Genomic DNA, 19,709 nt, shown 5'->3' with positions numbered 1-19,709 from the left:
CACTTCCATTGGTTCCCTTTATGTCCACACCTGCCGGGCACCTACGCTAAAGCTATGGCGACAGCGTGCAGGCGTTCGGGGACAACAAATCGAGTGCCGGGTTGTCCACTAATTCCACGGATTGACACGGATTTCATGAAATGATCCAGGCCGTTGAATGGCTTTCCCAGAGGATAATTTCGACCAAATTGTCCTCACTCATGCTCTTTCTGCTTTTTACTCGTTCAGGTCCAATACCCGGATATTCTTGAAGTAGACGACGTCCCCGTGGCCCAGAAAACCGATATGGCCTTTGTCACGGAAGAGTCCGGGATGCTCCCGACCATCTAAGGTGCCCTTTTCCTTTGCCTCAGCAAGGTTGACGTCCAGGATTTTGGTTCCGTTCAGGACCACTTCAATCTGATCACCTTTTACGGTTACTTCTTGAAAGTTCCATTCACCTACCGGTTTGAGGTGCCCTTTTTTGGCTGCGGCTATGCCGTATAGCGAGCCGTGAAACTGATACTCTTTTAAGTCTTTATAAATATCAGCTGTATCATCCAAAATCTGCAGTTCCATCCCCGCGTATGCCGCATCTCCTTCCAACGGAGCACGGATTCCCAAACCGTTGTTGGCACCGGGAGTAAGCTTGAACTCAAACCTGAACACGAAATCACCGTATTCTTCTTTCGTGAAAAGATTGCCTTTCCCCCCCCGGTCGGGATAAATGGCCATGACACCGTTTTCTATGACATAGTCTGTGGTATTGCCGGTCCAATGGTCCATATGGGTGCCGTCAAAAAGGACGTCAAAACCTGCCTCTTTTTCTTCATCACTCAGCTCAAATTTATCGGCGGTAAGCTCGCGGAGGTAGATGTCACGGTAGGCCACATAAGTGCCATGTGCCTGCAGCTCGATTTCTCCCTTAGGGAATAGGGGCTGGGAACGGTCCCAGTAGTTTTCCAGCGTGACGTTGTCCACTACCAATTCTCCGTTCAGATGTACGGTCACTTTGTCGCCCAGCATTTTGATGTGGAAGCTATTCCATTCTCCCACTGGATTGTCTGCCACTTTCAGTGGCTTACTGGAATGGGTTTCGTTGTTGTACAGTCCGCCGGATCCTACCTCGGCCCCCACATCGGTTCTTGCGGTGTCCCATATTTGGACCTGTGGTGTACCCCTAAGATATATCCCCGCATCCCCGTCTTCTGTTATTTTCCAATCCACTACCATTTCAAAGTCACTGTATTCTTTTTTCGTGGCAATGTTGTCACCTTCTCCTGTAAATATGAGTAATCCATCCTCTACTTTCCAGCCTTTTCTCATGAGCTCGTCTGCTTTGGCTTGTTCCCGTTCCAGGCTGCGGGCATTCATTTCCGCCCGCTTGAGGGGATTGGAAAATGTGCCTTTCCATCCATCAAGGGTTTTTCCATCGAATAGAGGATAAAACCCTTTTCCTTCTGGCATTTCATCCAGGTATTTCTGTAAGGAAGTTTTGTAGTACTGGCTGTCTTGCCCACTGATCACCTGAATGGTTTCTTCCACTATCTGTCTTACTCCGTCACCGTAAATGTCGTCGTTTTCCAGGACAATGTTCATTACGGCACGGGCTGCTGCCTGTTGATAATCGGATTGTTTTTGATATGATCCAGCCACAAGCAAGGCCTGGAAAGTGGGATAATTGCCTAGTTGCCGGATGGCATCGTTTTTTACCTCTTTGGATTGGGAAAGGTCCAAAGCGTTTCTTAGCATCAGTACTTTTCCCTCAGGTTTGCTGTCTGTCATGGGTATCAGCTGGATGTAGCCTTTCAATGCTTCTTCCCGATGGCTGGCGTTTTTGGTTGTCCGGGCGATATCCAGCAGCACTTCAACAGCTCCGGGATCTTTGGTATTGTTGAGTGCTTTTACCACGGCGGTTTGCTGACGGTCATTGCCCTCCCGGTATATTTTCCCGAGGTTGTCCAAGGCATCTTTTCCTCCGGTACTGGATAACACCTCGTATATATATAATTGTTTGTCCTGATCCAGCTGCGGTAAGAGATTCAATGCCCATTCTGTTTGTTTTTTCTGATCATTTTTCAGACCGTTTGCCACAGTGATGGCTTCCTGAATTTTTATCAAATATTCTTCCTGTTGTTCACTTTTCAGAATCTCCACCAACCGATCCAAATGCTTGGGCACAGCCATATTGCTTAAGGCACCTAGGGCCGCACGCTTCACCTCCGCATTATTGCTGTTCACTGCTTCGAAGACTACATTTATTTCATCTTCGGCTGCTCTTGAGGCCAATACTTCAATGAGCATTTTTTTGGCCTTGTCATTTGCCGATGAAATCCTTTTGGCTGTTTCTGTGGTGACGTTGTCTCCGGACATGGTTTGAAGCGCGGTTTTTAAACTTTCCAGCGTTTGTTCATCAGCTCCTTCTGCCAGTTCAAGCAGGTCCTGTAAAGCCAGGTTGTCTCCGGCCAGTACCACCGAAGAAATTGCCGCTTCCCGGACTTCCGGATTGCTGCTTTTCAGAAAAGGAACGATTGTTTCAGTTACCCTGTCGTCTTTGACCTGGCCAAACCTCCTGATAATTGCCGCCTGGATTTCTGGTCCTGCTTCATCCAGGGTTTTTTTCCATGAGTCAAGATTGGCCGTTATCATCCCGTTGTCAAGATAACGTAAAGCCGCTCCCCTATACCTGAATTCATCGGAAGTGGCTGCCCGTTGAAGGAGGGAATGGGCCTGTTGCGGATTCATTTCAACCATCAGACCAAGAACACCTGCCTTGGTATGGTAATGCGCTGCTACATTGGTTTTTTTGTCAAGGTTTTTGAGGAGTTTTAACGCCTGTTTTTGCTGTCCTTGTTCTCCTAATCTCCTGATGTAGCGCAGGTACAGAGAGGCCGCATTGGTGGGTTCGTACCTGTAATTTGCCGTTTCGGCGGCTTTGTGCAAGCCTTTGGCAGAGGAGGGGTGGGCGATATTGGCAAGTGCATAAATGGCTACCTTCCGGAGTTCAGCGTTTTCTGCCGCCAGATAAGGGGTTATTTCATCGACCGCGTTCTGGCTTTTAAAATCCCCCAATGCTTCTATGAAGTTCTTTTTCTTATCGTCATTGTCAGAAATCATCAAAGCCAGGATCAATGCCTGCTCGGCCGAGGAAGAGCCTATGGTTGCCAGGGTCCTTGCAGCGGTACCGGATAACCTGTCATCGTGCAGAAAAGCTTCCACATAGGGCGTGGCATCCTCTTTACCTATCCATTTGAACTGACGGATGATAAAATCCTTTGCTTCTATATAGTCAAGCTTATCCAAGGCTCTCCCATAGGCCTGGACAGCCATTCTGGCAAGCTGTTCCCGGGTTGGGTGACTTGCATAAAATGCAAAACCCGCCAGCGCGTATTCCAGTTTTTCGTTGTTGGCATCTTCTCTGTACATGAGAGCCATTTGGGTAATCCCGTCTCTTCCCAGCGCTTCCATGTTTTGCATGGAGGTTTCTAAAGCCTCGAGGTCTTCTGTGGGAAATCTGTTGAGCAGATCCGCGATTTTAGTGGTAATGGTCCTTGTATCCCCGGCACTGTCTTGAGCATGGGAGGTGAATGTGAAGCCCAGCAACAACAGCAATACCGCTACTTTCATATATGTAGATTGTTTGTGCATGATAGTTTCTTAACTTTTTAAATTGGATCAGATGCTATAGGGAGCCCTCATTGGCTGGTTGACCAATCTATTGGCCCCTTCATCATTGACGAAGACCTGTTTTTTGGGATCAAATTCCAGGTCTCTGCCTAGTCTTAGGGCAATCAGGCCCATATTTACCAGGGTACATGATCTGTGTCCGTTTTCTTCATTCAACGCGAATTTTTTTCTGTACTTCACCGCATCTACAAAATCAGTAACCTGGGGTGCCGGGTCTGGAAACTGTGCAAGTTTTCTTTCCATGTCCGGGATATCTGATTTGAAGCCTCTGTATAGGTTGCCCTGAGGTCCGGCTATATAGGGAGCGTCAGCTGTGCCTTCGCCATCCAGGATGATTTGGCAACCATCCTCATAGGTATATGTAATCTTCCTCCAGGTTCCCACTGCATCCGGATGCTGCTGGGGAGCATCGATTTCCACTTTGACGGGATTGGTGTCGTCTTTGCCGAGGAAATACTGGATAGGATCCATATAGTGCTGGCCCATGTCCCCCAAGCCACCGCCATCATAGTCCCAATAACCCCTGAAGGTGCCATGGGTTCGGTGTTCGTGGTAAGGTTTGTATGGGGCGGGCCCCAACCATCGGTCGTAATCCAGTTCCTTGGGAACAGGCATGGGTTGGAGGTGGGTTCTGCCTACCCAATAGAATTTCCAATCAAATCCGGTAAGTTTACCCACTGTCACTTTCAATGGCCATCCCAGCATACCGGAGTCCACCAGCTTTTTAATGTTTTTCACTTCGGTATTCATCCCATAAAAATTGGCGTCAAAACGGAACCAGGTGTTCAGCCTGAAAATGTTACCGTGGGTTTTCACTGCGTCGACGACTTTCTTTCCTTCACCGATGGTTCTTGTCATGGGTTTTTCACACCAGATGTCTTTGCCCTCCCGGGCCGCATCCACAGCCATGATTCCATGCCAATGGGGCGGGGTGGCGATGTGAATAATATCCACTTCCGGTAAACGGATCAATTCACGATAATCAGAAAATGTCTTTACCCCGTTTCCCAGTATGTCCAGGGATTTTTGTAAGTGGCGGGTATCTACGTCACAAATGGCAACGGTTTTGGTCCCCGCATAATCGAAATGGCCTCTTCCCATCCCCCCTACGCCAATGATTCCTTTGGTAAGGTGGTCGCTGGGAGCCAGAAAACCTTTGCCAAGTACATGTCTGGGGACGATGGATATCCCTCCCAATGCCAAAAGACTGCTTTTGATAAAGGTTCTTCTGGTGGTATTAGATTTTTTGTTCATTGTATGAATTTTGAAAAAACAATTGAATAATCTTAATGTGTCGAACTTTAGGAAGCTTTTTTCTTAGAATTTACCCATATACCCTGACTTAAGATATCAGGCTAACCCGACGCGATTGTTTATAGTGTGAATATATCTTCTTGCTGAAGGATTAGCAAATAAATTCACGAAAGGAAGGGGATTTTTACTTTGAAACGGTGATATGCGGTTTTTTTTGGAATGATTTTGGTGTGAATGATAACCATGGAGTCAAAATATCAAGGTCATGAAACCGAGCGTAACGATGATGATGTCACTACTGGGATGCCCCGATAGCCCCGATAGCCCCGATAGCTATCGGGGGGGGGAGGGACATGCGAGGTTCCATGCCTGCATGCTGAAGTGCATTACGGCACGCAAGCATGTGACCGCTGAAGATAAATTATAAACACATGAAATGGAAAAAAGAAAAGCGAGATAATGGACAATTCACAGACAATGCTTTTGAAAAAGCCCAGGCGCTGGCCAGTGAAGGCAAATCCGGGCCAGAAGGAGAGAAGGGAGCTGAAAGCATAGCCAGTGAAAAAGCCAGAGATGACCTTTTCCGGGCCAAAGAAGCCGACAAGGAATGGAGCAGCGAAAGTGACCAGTATAGAAGGGATAATGCATGAACAGTATGTGTGTAGGTGATTTTAAATTAGATAGACATGCCTGAAAAGAGAAAATCAAGGATAAAAAACATGGACAAATATGAGGCCCTCCGGGACCAGGGATACAGCAAGGAGAAGTCTGCCCGGATTGCGAATTCGCCCAGCAAAGAAACCGGTAAAAAGGGAGGGAAATCCCCAAAATATGAGGAATGGACCAAGGCTGAATTGTATGACAAGGCTAAGGAGGTAGGTCTAAGCGGGATTTCGAAGTTAAATAAAAAAGAGTTGATTGATAAGTTGAGAAATCATTGATTATAGTTTCCTGTTTTCTTTTTCTCTCTCTTTATCCTCTTGCTCTTTTTTCCGTTTTCTCATTGCTGACCTCCAGACGAAGAAAAAGATAACCACGACGAGCGGGAGAACGATAAAGATGATCACATTACTGGTTTCGCTAAGATCCACGGGTCCTCTGGGAAGTGGAATGTCGGGTTGTGGCTGGGCCCAAGTCAATGTGTATGTAAAAAACACAAGTAAACCGGACAGGATTTTTTTTGGACGATGCGGGTGAATTCGGTTCATTTCTTTCAGATTAAAGTTCAAATTAAAAGTTTGATTCCCACAAATAACACGCCATAAATAGAGAGGTTGCAGAAAGGAGGGGGCAATGATTTTTTAGCTATATGGATTTTCTGTCGTCCGATTTTGTTTTGCTTATCTGGTGATAATCCGCTCGATTTGCAGGCTCACCCATTGATGATCTTCTTTAGACATTACCCCCTTCTCCAAAAACCCTATTTTAAAAACATTACCTGTTTCTGTCATAAGCGCTTTGGCACCTTTATCCCTGCCGAACCCGAATACGACCATTCCGTCTTCTGCTTCATTACCTTCTTTTGTGTCCCCCATATAAGCAAAATGATCTATCAATTGGTCCTTTTCCTGTTGCAGTACAAAAAATATCCGGTGGGTATCCACATCCCCAAAATAAGCCCACTGCCAGTGGTCCAGAATACTTTCTCCCTTGTTTAGGGAAGGGACTTCATATCTCGGGCCGCCCAGGTCAGTGCCCCAATATTTGCGTGAAGGATCGAAACTACCGGCTACAGGTCCTTCATAAAGAAACCAATAGGGATGATCCGGATCCGCTTTTTCGACCGTAAGCTGGGCATAATCATCAAAGAACACCCAGGTCCATTGCCAGTTACCGCTCTTACTTTGGCTACGGATGGTCTTTTTATCTATGAGTTCACTGGTACACTGGTCAAAACCGGGATGCCCCGCTCCCCCATCATCGGAACGGTAAACCATATTGGGAATTCCCCTAAACCCTCCTGAAGCACCGGAAGGAGCACTGGCCTGCGGATCCCCATTGTAATGGACCCAGTCCACACCGTCTGCATCCATTACCCGGGACAATCCCCCTCCGGCCTTATCGTAATAATAAGTGGCCGTGCTGGTATTTATTTTAAAATGGGGCCTGCCCTCATATTCCGTTTCCTCAATGGAAGGGCCGTTACAAGCCAAGCTGAAAATTATAGGAATGAACGCTAAATAATGAATTGCACTCTTCATAAAAGATCAATTTATTTAATTAAAAACTTTTTTGATATATTAGAATTAACGGGTCGAATTTAAGGAGCTTTGCTCTGGTTTATCCAAAGGTGGACCCTGTTATCATTTCTCCAATTTGCCCCATACATATCTATGTCCCCATCCCCGTCCAGGTCCACCAAACGCATACTGTGGGATCCGCCGGTATAAATCACCTGTTTTTCCCAGTTTTCCCCTTTTCCCAAGTTCCTGTAAATACTGACTTCGTCCGGATCTTCGCCCTGCATCATCCGGGCAGTAACAATATCCGTTTCACCATTATTGTTCATATCCGCAAGCCCAACGAAATGGTGTACCGTCTCTGTCCAGGGTTCTATCACGTGTTCCTTCCATCTTTGGGTAGGATCTTCAGGTGCCTCAAACCAAGAAATCCGGTAATATTCCCCGGCAAGTTCAGCCGGTGACAATACGATATCCATGCGGCCATTTCCATTGATATCGGCTATGTCAATAAAAGTGTCCTGGTGGAAATATCTGGGTGCATAGGTATGTTGCTTCCAATTGATGCCGTCACCGGAATTCTCAAACCAAACCTGGTTTACTACCACATCCGGACGGCCGTTCCCATTGATATCGCCCACTTTTAATCCCTCGCCATTGGGACAGTTTATTTTATGTTTTTCCCATTTTAACCTCTCCTTTTGTAAATATATGTATAGGGTATCGGCACTGCTCCCGAATGCGCCCTGGTCTCTAGCCACTATATCCACCAAACCGTCCCCATTGAGATCCGCCAGTTCTATATCGTGAAAGCTTGTGGATGTTTCAATGATATGTTTTTCCCAATTTGGATTTTCAAACCAGACCAGGGTACCACTTTCTCGATTTTGTCCAGGTTCCATGACTGAGAATATGTCCAGGTCGCCGTCGCGATCAATATCATATACTTCCAGATCCGTGGAAAACCCTTTATCTCCGGATATCACATGCTTTTCCCAGGAGGGATTTTCATACCAGACCAACCCGCCATCTCTAAAGCCTCCCGCCAGTAAATCGGGTTTTCCATTGCCATTGACATCCCCATATGCTTTTCCCCAAATGTCTACGGGTCCGTTTTCATCAATGATTCGATGCTCAAACTCAATTATATTTTCGTTGTTGCTACTGACATCCCCACCAACTGATTGTTTTTGGGAACAATTAAGCTGGAAAAATGAAAAAACAAAGAACAGGGTGTAATTGCCAAAAAATCTGATTTTTAAGTTTGTCATGACTGGTCTTGGTTTAGAATAAACTCAATGTATGGTTAAAAGATGGAGAAATGTTGTTTATTTTCTTTCGGAATGGGATATATCCTTTTGGCCGGTATAGCAATCGTGCTTAAGTAACAGCCCTTTCATATATTCGAGGGATTCCGCATATCTTTCATCAATTGTCTTTAGGCTGCCCAATTTATGGCCCTTGACAACCACCGGGGAGCATATTTCAGCCGAAAGCAATCCTTCATAGTTGATCTCTTTCAGTGCTTGGATAAACACTTCCCATTGCATGGGATCCTTTTCAGATCCTGGAGCCACTTCTTCCCAGCTATAGGGAGCTCCTCCAATGGTCTGGTTTTTCGCTAAAGAAATAGTATGGGAGTAGACCATATGATCCTTCATTTTATGCACCGTATTTCTTATAAAATCCGGGTCCTGTGATTCCAGTAGGGGCAGGTCCAGCCCGATTTTCAAACTGGGAACATTTACCTCATTCAATATTTCAAGTGCCTCATCATTGTTTCCCAATATTTCCGGATGCGTCTGTAAGGCCAATAGGATTCCCTGTTCTTCAGCATATTGGGCAACCTCTGTCAGTCCTGACCTTACTTCATGCCAGGCTTCCAGCCAATCCTCGGCCCTTGAAACCCTTTTTGATCTTGATTCGAATGCAGGGAAGCCATACCCGGTACTGGCATGGGGGTTTTGGAAGTACCCGTAAAAAGCGGACAAAATACGGACTATACCGGAGCCCATTTCCTTGGCCATCTTTATGCATTCCTTTACGTACATTATTTCCTTTTCCTGGGGATATAACAATACATGATTGCCCTGCATGAAATTGGTACAACAGACTACCGCTCCCATTTCAAGCTCAAGTTCCTGATATAAATCCACAATTTTTTTGCGTCTTTCTGTATCCAGATCCATTGGAAATCCCAAGGGACGGTGGGCGTAGATGCAGGCAGCATCATAACCGGTTTTTGCAGCCCTTTTTATAGCCTCTTCAAGGCCCAGCTTCTCCCCGGGGGCCGTAAAATATCCCCCATATCCGATAACATCTAAACTTAGTTTCATAATATTTCCCAGATTTATATTTTAAAATATTATTAGACTTTTTTTGAACCTCAATACAGCATTTGGATCTTGATTGGGAAAGATATCCAATCTTGAAACCTCTTTCTGAAATGGCTTTTGAATAATGCCCAAATAAACTGAAAATCGCCATATGCACTTGATAGTTGTTCCCGGTTCTTTCATTCTCCTATAGTTTCAGAAGCCGACCCATCGTTCCGCCAAACGTGCAGGTATTCATGCCGGTCCCAGCCAATACTCACTATATCCAGGGCCCCGTTTCCGTTAAGGTCGGCTACACGGGATCCAAGGTGGCTTTCTTTGCCTGTATCCACCACATTTATAGAGAAATTGCCCTTTCCGTTATTTATCCAAATCTGGACCTCCAGATTCTCCCCTTTATGCTCTGCAGTAATGATATCGGGATGGCCATCCCCATCCATATCTGCCACATCCAGGTTGTTCATGGAATACTGGGTTACCACTTTGTGCTGTTTCCAGTTAGTTTGAGTTGGATCATCTGGACGTTCAAACCAGTAAAGGCTGGCATCCGGCTCCTTCCCTGGGTACCTCTCTTCCGTCACCACCACATCTGCTTTTCCATTTCCATTGATGTCTGCCACCTCGATGCGGTCAGCATCATAGGTAGTACTTCCCAGTTCGTAAAGCTGCCAGTTTCCTTCCCCGTTTCCGGGATTTTTCCACCAGCAAATATCCATGCCACCGCCCTCTTCTTCGCCAGTCCTCCGGCCTGCCACTATATCCAATAATCCATCCCCATCTATATCCCCGATCCCGAAACCTTCATCCGAAGCTTCCGGTGCTGCATGGACTACGGGCCAATTTCCTTTTTCGGGAGTATTTTCCGGAATTTCAAAATAATAGATCCCTTCTCCGGTGGCCAGAAGTACCTCTTCCTTACCTCCGGGAACAATTTGTGCTTTGCCATATCCCTGGCCGTTTACATGTGAAGTGGCGGGAATCTCTCCTATTTTTATTCCTTTCCAGGAATTTCCCTGTTCATCCTGCGCCTCAAGCCAATAAACATCCGGCAATGCGGTGGCAATGATATTTCCAAAGCCCTCCCCGTCCACTTCGACGAATAACATCCCGTCTACATTCATTCCAAGGTCTATCCTTTCCCACTCAGAGGTCATTTCTCCCCCTGGGTTCCTATAAAAATACCTTCCGGCTACGATGTCTTTATAGCCGTCACCCGTTATATCCTTCATGTCCAATCCAAAATAACGCAGCCAAGCCGGTTCATCCCAATCCCCCCACTTCCCACGTTGATTGTCCACTTCTATATAGGTCCATTGGTCTATGGGAAGCTTAAAGATGGTTTCATTGGATTTTTGTTGCTCATGGTCCCCCAGGAATAATTCATAGCCTGACAACAACAGCAAAGACAATATGAGCCCAATCATCAGGAGTGAGCTTCTACTTAAGAAAAAGGGGTATTTTGTATTTTTCATGGATTTCGTATGTTATTGAATTTTCAATTCCTTTCCCCGCTTCCTGATTTTCCGCTATCTGTCCGGCACCGGTATCCTCTGATCGACAGTAATGGGGTATTTCATGTGTGCCATATAAGGATGTATTGCAAATCGGTTGTAGGCTTTGAACACTTCAATTATACATCCCCAGTTTCCTTCATTTGAAAGCAAACCGGGGACGCATGACCGTTTAATTATAAGGTATGTCCCGGGTTTTGGGTAATTACACCTGGATTAACATCGATTTGAGTCTGTGGTACAGGAAATATTTTTTGATATTCCTGGAGTTCAAACCCTACTGAATTCATTACCGGCAACAAACGGTCTGTCCGCACCAAATCAAACCACCGGTGGCCTTCAAAAGCCAGTTCGTGTCTGCGCTCATTTTCAATTGCAAGCCGGAAAGCGTCCTGACTTGGAAGATCCTGGCCATCAAACGGGTCCAATCCTGCCCTTTGACGCACCGCATTCAAATGCGTAAAGGCCTCCCCTCCCGGCTCATAGGCCAGTTCATTTAAGGCTTCCGCATGCATGAGCAGGACATCTGCATACCGTATAACCGGGAAATTATTATCATTATCATTTGCCGCAAAGGGGGACGGATCTATGTATTTGGATATCCATGGTTCGGGAATGAATTCACCGGCTTCATTTACAAAACCTTCCTGCAGGGAGATATCTTTTCTTAGATCGCCTTCTTCATAAGAAGCAATCATATCGGCAGAAGGTTGTCCAAAACCCGCCCCGGAACCAACTCCGACTATTAATGATCCTGCAGTGAAGGGCGAAAAGGTATGGAAAAAGTTACTTCCCATTCCCTGGCCGGTCCCTCCTTTAAACTGCACCTCAAAAATGGACTCTGCATGATTGGCATTGTCAATTTCAAATATATCGGCATAATCTGGCAACAATTGGTAGATATTCAGATCGATTACCTGTCTGAGAAAATCTGCCGCCTCCGAATGGTTTCCCAATGTCAGATAAACTTTCCCCAATAGGGCCAGAGCGGAACCCCTTGTGGCTCTACCTCTTTCACTGCTGTCATACTGCAAAGGCAAAAATCCTTCTGCACCGGCTTCCGTCAAATCCCTGATAATTTGTTCATACACCTGTGAGACTGGGTCCCGGCCTTGTTCATAGCCCTCCTCCGGAGATTGGGTTTCGGTAAGTACCAGCGGCACATCTCCATATATTCTTACCAAATTAAAATACATCAGTGCCCGCAGAAATTTGGCTTCTCCTTCTAACCGGTCACGGAGTCCCATGTTGGTAAATTCCACATCAGGCATCCGGTTAAGCAAGGTATTGATTGCCTGTATGCCCTGGAAATTATGGTACCAACTGTTTTCGACTACACCATTGGTAGATGGGATCCTATGCATTCCAATATCCTGATAGGGGTCAACCGGCCTACCGGCTATGCTATTATCCGAGGCTATTTCTCCTATGGTCCAAATTGCCTGGCCATATTGGCCGGGCAATTGCAAAGTCCGGTAAACTCCGTTTACGGCCACTTCTATATCATTCTCTGTTCGGTAGAAGTCCTCAACGTTAGCCTGGGAATGCGGAGTAAGGTCCAAGAAATCATCTCCACAAGAAGTTAACAGGCCAGAGGTTAATATACTGATTACGATTAATCTTTTCATGTTCTTGAATTTTAAAATTAAAAACTGACATTAACTCCCAGTAAATAAGTTCGGGGTACAGGATAGCCACCACGGTCTACTCCCGGCTGAAGAGGATTATCCCCATTGGTACTTACTTCTGGATTGAACCCTTCATAGCTTGTAAATGTATAGGGATTTTGCACTCCTATATAAACCCTTGCCCTTTCTAAAAACATGGTCTGGAGAATCTGTGGAGGAAGACTGTATCCCAGAGTAACATTATTGATACGCAGGAAAGATACATCCCGTATCAACCAGTTGCCAGGACGTTCATTCCATAGAAACGCATCCCTGAATGGACGGGTAGTGAATCCATTACCGGGATTTTCCGGTGACTGCCAGTAACCCTCAGATATCTTCATCTGATTGAACTGGCCACGGACATCCGCCATACGTTCATATAGCACGCTATATACCTGAGCCCCCTGTACCCCTTGGATCAAAAAGCTGAAATCAAAGTTTTTATAATTAAACCGGTTGGTCATACCGTACATAAAATCCGGTTGATTGTTTCCGATTATTGTTCGGTCCTGAGGGGTCATTTCCCCGTCACCGTCCACATCAATAAAAATCCGGTCTCCAGGTCGGGTACCTGGTGGATGTGGGGTGTTATTCACCTCTTCCATGGTTTGATATATACCCTCTGTCAAATACCCAAAATGACTGCCCATTGCATCCCCAATCCTGGTGATATGGTTTCCAGAAATAATCGGATCACCTCCAGGTCCAAGTGCAAGCACTTTATTCCTATTCCAGGAAAGATTAAAATCTGTAGTCCAATTGAATTCCCCCACAGAATTTCGTGATAATAAGGCAAACTCCCAACCTTTGTTTTCAACTTCTCCTATATTCTGGAATGCATTGGCATACCCAGTAGATCTTGGTATTGGTACATTTAAAAGCAGGTCAGTGGTGTTACTTCGATAATGATCTACCGCAAAAATCACCCTGTCCTCTAGTAATCCTATATCCAAACCGAAATCATATTGCCGGGTTCTTTCCCATCCTAAACCAGTGTTGGACAAAGTAGTAGGCAGCAGACCGTTTACCACATTTCCGGTTCCCGCCCCAAGTGCGTAATTGTTTGCTCCCAAAAGTCCAATGTGTGCATAATTACCTATTTCAAAATTTCCGGTAACGCCGTAACTTGCTCTAACCTTTAAATCACTTATAACGGGTATAACATTCATAAATGATTCTTCCGAAATACGATAGCCAATAGATCCTGATGGAAAATATCCCCACTTGTTTTGGGCTCCGAAACGGGAGGATCCGTCTCTTCGGATAGTTCCTGTCAACAAGAATTTATCCTTATAAGCATAATTAACCCTTGCCAGATAGGATAATAGTGACCACTCTTCACGCAGATGGTCCCCACCTACAATTATCCCTGCATTTATGGTTTTCACCAGGTCATTAGGGTAATTATTTGCATTAATTTGACTGTTTTCAATGTATTCGTATTGAGAAGTGAATCCCACTACCGCATTAAACCTATGGCCATCAAAGGATTTGTCATAGCTTAGCGTATTTTCATTAAGGATGTTGGTACGCTGAAAATTGGCCACAAAACCACTGGATGGAGAAAAGTATCTTCTCACTGCCCCACTAAAAAACTGGCTTTGCCGCACCATGGACATATCAGTGCCCACAGAAGTCCTGAACGACAGATCATCTGTGATTGCTACTTCCGCATATACATTGCCCAACAACCGCAACCTATGCTGTTCATTATCAATTTCCCTTGCCACAGCAATGGGATTAGCCTGTGCAGCAGTACCCCGCCCGAAGGTCAATTGATCCCCATAGGATCCATCCTCATTATAAGGAGCAATAAACGGCATTATGGTCAATGCATTCATTATAACAGCATTATCCCAAGGATTCCCCTCTGCATTTACCAGGTCATGGACACCGAGGGTAGGATTTATGTTCATTCCAATTTTCACCCGGTTACTTACTTGTGTCTCTACATTTGCCCGCAGAGAATACCTTTCAAAGCCGGATTCGATTACCACACCATCTTGTCTGAAATAACCTCCGGAAATATAATAACTGGTATTTTCAGTGCCACCAGAGGCAGATATATTGAAATTGTGGATTGGGGCAGTCCGGAAAATATGATCCTGCCAATTGGTATAGGTATATTGGTCCGGATTTGCCAAAAAATCTGAATACAATTCAGGTATTAAATAATTGTCAAAGTAATCTCCCGCACCAGGTATCAGACGATCCACATTTGAATCGTGGATACTGTTCCCCCCTGCCTGTAAATAGGAATTGTTCCGGGCTGCGATCAACATTTCTGTAAATGGCACAGGATCCATCATCTCTATTCGCCGTTGTACTTCCTGAACCCCTGAGTACATGTCCACATTGATGGTAGGTTTTCCTGTCTTTCCCCGCTTGGTAGTAATCAATACTACACCGTTCGCTCCCCGTGAACCATAGATTGCGGCTGCAGATGCATCTTTCAAAACCTCCAAGGACTCTATATCATTAGGATCCAGGGCTGCCAGAGGGTTGGTTTGTTGACTGAAGCTATGACTTACCGGAAAACCATCAATTACATATAAAGGCTGTCCACCTGCACTGATGGATCCGGTTCCTCTGATCTGCACATTGATCCCCCCACCGGGAGTACCCGTTGTCTGTTGGGCCCTGACTCCTGCTATTTGCCCCGCCATGGCCTGATCAATTCCCTGCATGGGCAAATCCCGGATGTTTTCTGGTTGAACAGAAGCTACAGCCCCAGTCACATCCCTTCTCCTTTGGGTTCCATAACCCACCACTACCACCTCTGAAAGGGCTTCCATATCCGGCTGGAGTGTTATGGTGAATTCGGACTGGTTTCCTACTTCAATTTCGCGGGAAATATATCCCACATAGGAAATAGCAAGTACATCGGAAGGAGAGGATACAAGAATTTCAAAGGAACCGTCAATGTCTGTTGCCGTACCACGGTTGGTTCCTTTCACAAGAACTGTTGCTCCTGGGATCGCGTCTCCTGACTCGTCATTTACTTTACCTTGGATATTCCTTTCCTGTGCCAGAAGCAGGATGGCTGGAAAGAAAAATAAAACAGTAAAGAAGATTGTTAATTGTAAATTTTTTGATAACATACTCAGTTTAGGTTAAACATTGGGTTTTATTTATAGCATGAATTGATATACAAACCAGAATAGGGGTGTCCCTTGGTACCTTTTGAAGCCTTGGTGTAATAATACAATGTCCCCCAACCCAATAAACTACCGATTATCGGATGCTTCTGAATACAGCATGCTGAAATATTAGATTACACAATTTAGGCTTTTGTGAATTGGAAAAAATCTATTATTTTCTTAAAAGAATATACAATATTGACACTTGTATAGGTAAAATAGCCCTATCAGGAAATTATTTACCATATGTTACCATAGAAATAGAAGGACCCGACTCAAATGGTACAAAAAAAAGAGGTTTTACGGGAATGAAATCTAAATAAAAACCCTATTATGTATCTAAGCTTTTACCATTGTAATTATGACCTACTGAAGTCCACCCTCCATCAATTACCAAAGTCTGCCCGGTAATATGGGAAGCATCTTCCGACAATAAAAAAAGTGCTGCTTTCGCGATATCATTGGGGACTGCTATTTTTCCCTTAGGTATCAATGCTTTCCAAAAATTTTCATAATCCGGTTCTTCTTCCACAGTCCTTTCTGTAAGTGTGGCCCCCGGTGCTATGGCATTGATGGTAATGCCATGAGGAGAAAGATCCAATACCAGACTCCTGGCCATCATATGAAGTCCAGCCTTAGTAACAGAATAGATACCTAATTTTGGATAAGCCATACAACCAATGGTGGAAGACATCAACAAAACCCTTCCTTTCGTATTTTGTTCTTTCATCTGTTTGGCTGCATGTTGGGCCAGAAAAAAGGAGCCCTTGAGGTTGACGTCTACCACGTTTTGGAATTCCTTCTCCGTAATATCAAAAAATTCTCCAAACAGAGTAATGCCGGCATTCGCAATGGCAAAATCCAGGCGGCCGAATTCCGCTACCGCCAATTCCACCAGTTCTTTAATGACTTTAACCTTCCCAGCGTCCCCTTTATAAAAAATACAGGCCCCGGGCCTGTCCTGACTGATCTTTCTGGCTGCATCTTCGGCAGATTGGCCGTTGATATCATTCAGCACGACCGCCCCCCCTTCTTTCACCAATTGTCTGGCTATCTCAAAGCCAATCCCATTACCTGCACCAGTGACTATCGCTACCTTACCTGTAAATCTTGAATTCATCTATTCCATTTAATCTGGATACAACAAAACTTTAACGGCCTGCTTTTTTTCTGAAAGTTCAAAGCCCTTTTCCCATTCCGAAAGCTTAAACCTATGGGTGATAATGTCTTTAATATTGAGATTCCCCTGCTCCAATATCCTAAATGTCTGCAACCAGGTATCACGGTTATAGCCTACAGACCCATGGATTTTTAACTGGCGGAAGGCGATGAGGTCCCAGGGAACAGTCAGGTCTTTCCCGAAATGTCCCACCTGAACGTACCTTCCCTGTGCCCTCAGTGACTGCATGCAATTCCTCACAGAGCCCTCCGCCCCTGCACATTCCAAGGCCAAATCCACTCCCATTCCCATTGTTTCTTCTTCTATTACAGCAGCCAGATCTTCTTTGTCCACTTTCACGGTACGTGCTGCACCATATTTTTTTGCCAGGTCCAGCCTATAATTATCTTCAGATGTCCCTGCCACGATGGTTTTTATCCCCTGGGCAAGCAATAACTTCAGACTCATTAGGCCCATGGTTCCAGGGCCAGATACCAGCACCACATCTCCGATTTTGAACCGCGCTATATCGCAAACCGCATGTACAGCTGCAGCTAATGGCTCCACCATTGCCGCTTCTTCCATGCTAACTCCTTCCGGAACAGGAAATAATTGGTCTACTCTGGCAGCGGCATATTTAGCAAAGGCTCCATGAACGCCATGCCCCATTCCCCTCCGGTTTTTGCAGAACATAAACTCCCCGCTATAACAATAGCTGCAAACCCCACAGGTGATGGCCGTGGCGCCCAGTACGGAAAAGGTGTCACTTGGTTTTACATCCTTCACATTCTTACCCATATCTATCACCTTTCCTGAAAACTCATGCCCCATAATGACAGGAGGATAATTCTTAAAAGTATCATGGTACACATGCAGGTCTGTGCCGCAAATCCCGCAACAACTCACTTCCAAAACCACCTGGTTATCGGCACATACCGGTTCAGGCATTTCCATTAAAACTACATTTCCTTTCCCTTTTTCGTATTTTGTCAATGCTTTCATATTTTACCGGCTCTGCTATAATTTTTCAATATTTTTTCCGAGGCCTCAAGGATGTTTCTGGCCCTTAATCCATATTTATCGAAAAGTTCATCTGCCTGCCCCGATTCACCAAATACATCCATAACCCCCACTCTGTTCACTGGACATGGATGTTCCCCGGCAGTCACTGACGCCACTGCCTCTCCAAGTCCCCCGATAATGGAATGTTCTTCAATGGTCACAATTCCCTGGGTTTCCTTTGCTGCACTGATAATACTCGCTTTGTCCAAGGGTTTTATAGTAGGCATATGCAGGACCCGAATAGTAAATCCCTGTTCCTGCAAGGCATCCGCAGCCTTCAAGGCCTCACTTATCATGATCCCTGTACTGATGATAGTCAAATCTGTTCCTGGGCGTACCAATTTGGATTTCCCTATCTGAAATTCCCCTCGGATCTCCTCCACTACCGGATATTTGTCCCTTCCAAACCTAAGATAGACGGGTCCCTGATGCTTTGCGGCAGCAATTGTAGCCCGTTTTGCCTCTTCATAATCACCGGGCACCAATACCGTCATATTAGGAAATGACCTGGCGATGGCAATATCTTCAATACTTTGATGGGAAGCCCCATCACCTCCGGTACTGATGCCACAATGTGTGGCCCCGATTTTTACATTTACCTTAGGATAAGCAATGGAATTTCTCATTTGATCCCCTGCCCGGCAGGTGGCAAATACCCCAAAAGTAGAGGCAAATGGGAGAAATCCCTCCAAAGCCAGCCCCGCAGCTACAGAAAGCATGTTCTGCTCCTGTACTCCACAGTTGAAAAACCTATCGGGATAGGCTTCCTGAAATAATTCTGTTTTGGTGGCCTTAGCCACATCGGCATCTAAAACCACCATTTCCGGCATTTCTTTGGCCAGTTCCAGCAGTCCATCCACGTAACCTTTTCTTGTCTCTTTAAATTCCATGATCCAATTCTTTCATTGCATTTTCAAAATCTTTATTTTCCGGTGGTGTACCATGCCATTTTACCACATTTTCCATAAAGGAGACCCCTTTCCCTTTGATGGTATTGGCAATGATCATGGTAGGTTTTCCTTTCATTTCTTTGGCTTTTCCTACCGCGCCCACAATCTGCTGTAGGTCATTCCCGTCAATTTCCATCACCTGCCAACCGAAACTTTCCCATTTGGGCTTAAGGGGATCCAAGGGCATAATGTCTTCCGAATTACCATCTGTTTGCAGGTAATTCCTGTCGACGAAGGCAATTACATTATCCAATTTGTATTTATTGGCAAACATTGCCGCCTCCCAAGCCTGGCCTTCCTGTATTTCCCCATCTCCACAGATAATGTAATAGTAATGGCTTTTGTTCCTGATTTTTCCACCCAGCGCCATCCCAACCCCTGTAGAAATTCCCAAGCCCAGTGTGCCGGTAGAAGCATCTATCCCGGGAGTTATAGGTTGGTAGGGGTGGCCCTGCAGGTGAGATCCCGGACGCCTGAATGATTTTAAATCCTCCATTGGGAAATAACCGCAGTCCGCCAATACAGCGTAAATCACCGGTGTACAATGTCCTTTGGAGAGAACAAATCTATCTCTGTCTTCCCAATCAGAATTGTCAGGCCTATGGTTCATCAGGTGATAATACAGGGCAACCACCAGATCAGTGGCCCCCAGACTACCGCCCACATGGCCGGAGTTGGCCCTGTGAACCATGGTGATTATTTCCTTTCTTATTTCCAGTGCCTTGTTCTGCAAAGCTTTCAATGTGTTCTCTTCTAATAGTTGTGTCATTACCGTATACTT

At 45.4% G+C, this 19,709-nt stretch carries 15 protein-coding genes; 2 read left to right on the top strand and 13 right to left on the bottom strand.

Annotated elements, in window-relative coordinates:
- Positions 1–216: 216 nt before the first annotated feature.
- Positions 217–3,606 carry a 3-keto-alpha-glucoside-1,2-lyase-like domain-containing protein gene (locus ACFPFU_RS16105; RefSeq protein WP_377065873.1) on the bottom strand — a complete coding sequence of 1,130 codons (3,390 nt, stop codon included), beginning with the start codon at positions 3,604–3,606 and terminating at the stop codon, positions 217–219.
- A gap of 48 nt (positions 3,607–3,654) precedes the next feature.
- Entirely contained in the window at positions 3,655–4,920 is a 1,266-nt protein-coding gene (locus ACFPFU_RS16100) for a Gfo/Idh/MocA family oxidoreductase (RefSeq protein WP_377065871.1), read from the bottom strand.
- Positions 4,921–5,351: 431 nt separating this feature from the next.
- Between ACFPFU_RS16100 and ACFPFU_RS16095 the strand changes: the two genes are divergently transcribed.
- Positions 5,352–5,570: a hypothetical protein gene (locus ACFPFU_RS16095; RefSeq protein WP_377065869.1), complete on the top strand. Its 219-nt coding sequence runs from the start codon at positions 5,352–5,354 to the stop codon at positions 5,568–5,570.
- 36 nt (positions 5,571–5,606) lie between these two features.
- Positions 5,607–5,861 carry a DUF7218 family protein gene (locus ACFPFU_RS16090; protein WP_377065867.1) on the top strand — a complete coding sequence of 85 codons (255 nt, stop codon included), beginning with the start codon at positions 5,607–5,609 and terminating at the stop codon, positions 5,859–5,861.
- Here ACFPFU_RS16090 and ACFPFU_RS16085 read toward each other — a convergent pair whose 3' ends face one another.
- The 11 genes from ACFPFU_RS16085 to ACFPFU_RS16035 all read right to left on the bottom strand — a co-directional run bounded on the left by ACFPFU_RS16085 (position 5,862) and on the right by ACFPFU_RS16035 (position 19,697).
- Entirely contained in the window at positions 5,862–6,128 is a 267-nt protein-coding gene (locus ACFPFU_RS16085; protein ID WP_377065865.1) for a hypothetical protein, read from the bottom strand.
- Between the two features lie 132 nt (positions 6,129–6,260).
- The gene (locus ACFPFU_RS16080; RefSeq protein ID WP_377065863.1) at positions 6,261–7,121 is read right to left on the bottom strand and encodes a hypothetical protein; all 861 of its coding nucleotides are present in this window, start codon (positions 7,119–7,121) and stop codon (positions 6,261–6,263) included.
- Positions 7,122–7,180: 59 nt separating this feature from the next.
- On the bottom strand, positions 7,181–8,371 hold the full coding sequence (locus ACFPFU_RS16075) for an FG-GAP repeat domain-containing protein (RefSeq protein WP_377065861.1): 1,191 nt from the start codon (positions 8,369–8,371) through the stop codon (positions 7,181–7,183).
- Positions 8,372–8,428: 57 nt separating this feature from the next.
- Entirely contained in the window at positions 8,429–9,436 is a 1,008-nt protein-coding gene (locus ACFPFU_RS16070; protein ID WP_377065859.1) for a sugar phosphate isomerase/epimerase family protein, read from the bottom strand.
- 179 nt (positions 9,437–9,615) lie between these two features.
- Positions 9,616–10,908 (bottom strand): FG-GAP repeat domain-containing protein, encoded by a 1,293-nt coding sequence (locus tag ACFPFU_RS16065; protein ID WP_377065857.1) that lies wholly within the window; start codon positions 10,906–10,908, stop codon positions 9,616–9,618.
- A gap of 215 nt (positions 10,909–11,123) precedes the next feature.
- Complete coding sequence (locus tag ACFPFU_RS16060; RefSeq protein WP_377065855.1) at positions 11,124–12,575, bottom strand: RagB/SusD family nutrient uptake outer membrane protein; 1,452 nt, start codon at positions 12,573–12,575, stop codon at positions 11,124–11,126.
- A 17-nt stretch (positions 12,576–12,592) separates the two neighbouring features.
- Positions 12,593–15,718: a SusC/RagA family TonB-linked outer membrane protein gene (locus tag ACFPFU_RS16055; RefSeq protein ID WP_377065853.1), complete on the bottom strand. Its 3,126-nt coding sequence runs from the start codon at positions 15,716–15,718 to the stop codon at positions 12,593–12,595.
- 370 nt (positions 15,719–16,088) lie between these two features.
- Positions 16,089–16,877 carry an SDR family NAD(P)-dependent oxidoreductase gene (locus tag ACFPFU_RS16050; RefSeq protein ID WP_377065851.1) on the bottom strand — a complete coding sequence of 263 codons (789 nt, stop codon included), beginning with the start codon at positions 16,875–16,877 and terminating at the stop codon, positions 16,089–16,091.
- A 9-nt stretch (positions 16,878–16,886) separates the two neighbouring features.
- Complete coding sequence (locus ACFPFU_RS16045; protein WP_377065849.1) at positions 16,887–17,918, bottom strand: zinc-dependent alcohol dehydrogenase; 1,032 nt, start codon at positions 17,916–17,918, stop codon at positions 16,887–16,889.
- On the bottom strand, positions 17,915–18,868 hold the full coding sequence (locus ACFPFU_RS16040) for a transketolase family protein (protein WP_377065847.1): 954 nt from the start codon (positions 18,866–18,868) through the stop codon (positions 17,915–17,917). Before ACFPFU_RS16040 ends, ACFPFU_RS16045 begins: the two co-directional genes overlap by 4 nt.
- Positions 18,858–19,697: a transketolase gene (locus tag ACFPFU_RS16035; RefSeq protein WP_377065845.1), complete on the bottom strand. Its 840-nt coding sequence runs from the start codon at positions 19,695–19,697 to the stop codon at positions 18,858–18,860. Before ACFPFU_RS16035 ends, ACFPFU_RS16040 begins: the two co-directional genes overlap by 11 nt.
- Positions 19,698–19,709: the final 12 nt, after the last annotated feature.

Origin of the sequence: Negadavirga shengliensis, from assembly GCF_042652345.1 — a bacterium.
In the GTDB taxonomy this organism is placed as follows: domain Bacteria; phylum Bacteroidota; class Bacteroidia; order Cytophagales; family Cyclobacteriaceae; genus Negadavirga; species Negadavirga shengliensis.
Note: the sequence above shows the minus strand (reverse complement) of the source record. Positions and strands in the feature narration are given on the sequence as shown.

What these genes read in the sequence shown, in the direction of transcription:
- ACFPFU_RS16085 (WP_377065865.1), bottom strand. Translation starts at nt 6,128, where the DNA reads ATGAACCGAATTCACCCGCATCGTCCAAAAAAAATCCTGTCCGGTTTA.
- ACFPFU_RS16065 (WP_377065857.1), bottom strand. Translation starts at nt 10,908, where the DNA reads ATGAAAAATACAAAATACCCCTTTTTCTTAAGTAGAAGCTCACTCCTG.
- ACFPFU_RS16095 (WP_377065869.1), top strand. Translation starts at nt 5,352, where the DNA reads ATGAAATGGAAAAAAGAAAAGCGAGATAATGGACAATTCACAGACAAT.
- ACFPFU_RS16045 (WP_377065849.1), bottom strand. Translation starts at nt 17,918, where the DNA reads ATGAAAGCATTGACAAAATACGAAAAAGGGAAAGGAAATGTAGTTTTA.
- ACFPFU_RS16105 (WP_377065873.1), bottom strand. Translation starts at nt 3,606, where the DNA reads ATGAAAGTAGCGGTATTGCTGTTGTTGCTGGGCTTCACATTCACCTCC.
- ACFPFU_RS16060 (WP_377065855.1), bottom strand. Translation starts at nt 12,575, where the DNA reads ATGAAAAGATTAATCGTAATCAGTATATTAACCTCTGGCCTGTTAACT.
- ACFPFU_RS16090 (WP_377065867.1), top strand. Translation starts at nt 5,607, where the DNA reads ATGCCTGAAAAGAGAAAATCAAGGATAAAAAACATGGACAAATATGAG.
- ACFPFU_RS16080 (WP_377065863.1), bottom strand. Translation starts at nt 7,121, where the DNA reads ATGAAGAGTGCAATTCATTATTTAGCGTTCATTCCTATAATTTTCAGC.
- ACFPFU_RS16040 (WP_377065847.1), bottom strand. Translation starts at nt 18,868, where the DNA reads ATGGAATTTAAAGAGACAAGAAAAGGTTACGTGGATGGACTGCTGGAA.
- ACFPFU_RS16100 (WP_377065871.1), bottom strand. Translation starts at nt 4,920, where the DNA reads ATGAACAAAAAATCTAATACCACCAGAAGAACCTTTATCAAAAGCAGT.
- ACFPFU_RS16075 (WP_377065861.1), bottom strand. Translation starts at nt 8,371, where the DNA reads ATGACAAACTTAAAAATCAGATTTTTTGGCAATTACACCCTGTTCTTT.
- ACFPFU_RS16055 (WP_377065853.1), bottom strand. Translation starts at nt 15,718, where the DNA reads ATGTTATCAAAAAATTTACAATTAACAATCTTCTTTACTGTTTTATTT.
- ACFPFU_RS16035 (WP_377065845.1), bottom strand. Translation starts at nt 19,697, where the DNA reads ATGACACAACTATTAGAAGAGAACACATTGAAAGCTTTGCAGAACAAG.
- ACFPFU_RS16070 (WP_377065859.1), bottom strand. Translation starts at nt 9,436, where the DNA reads ATGAAACTAAGTTTAGATGTTATCGGATATGGGGGATATTTTACGGCC.
- ACFPFU_RS16050 (WP_377065851.1), bottom strand. Translation starts at nt 16,877, where the DNA reads ATGAATTCAAGATTTACAGGTAAGGTAGCGATAGTCACTGGTGCAGGT.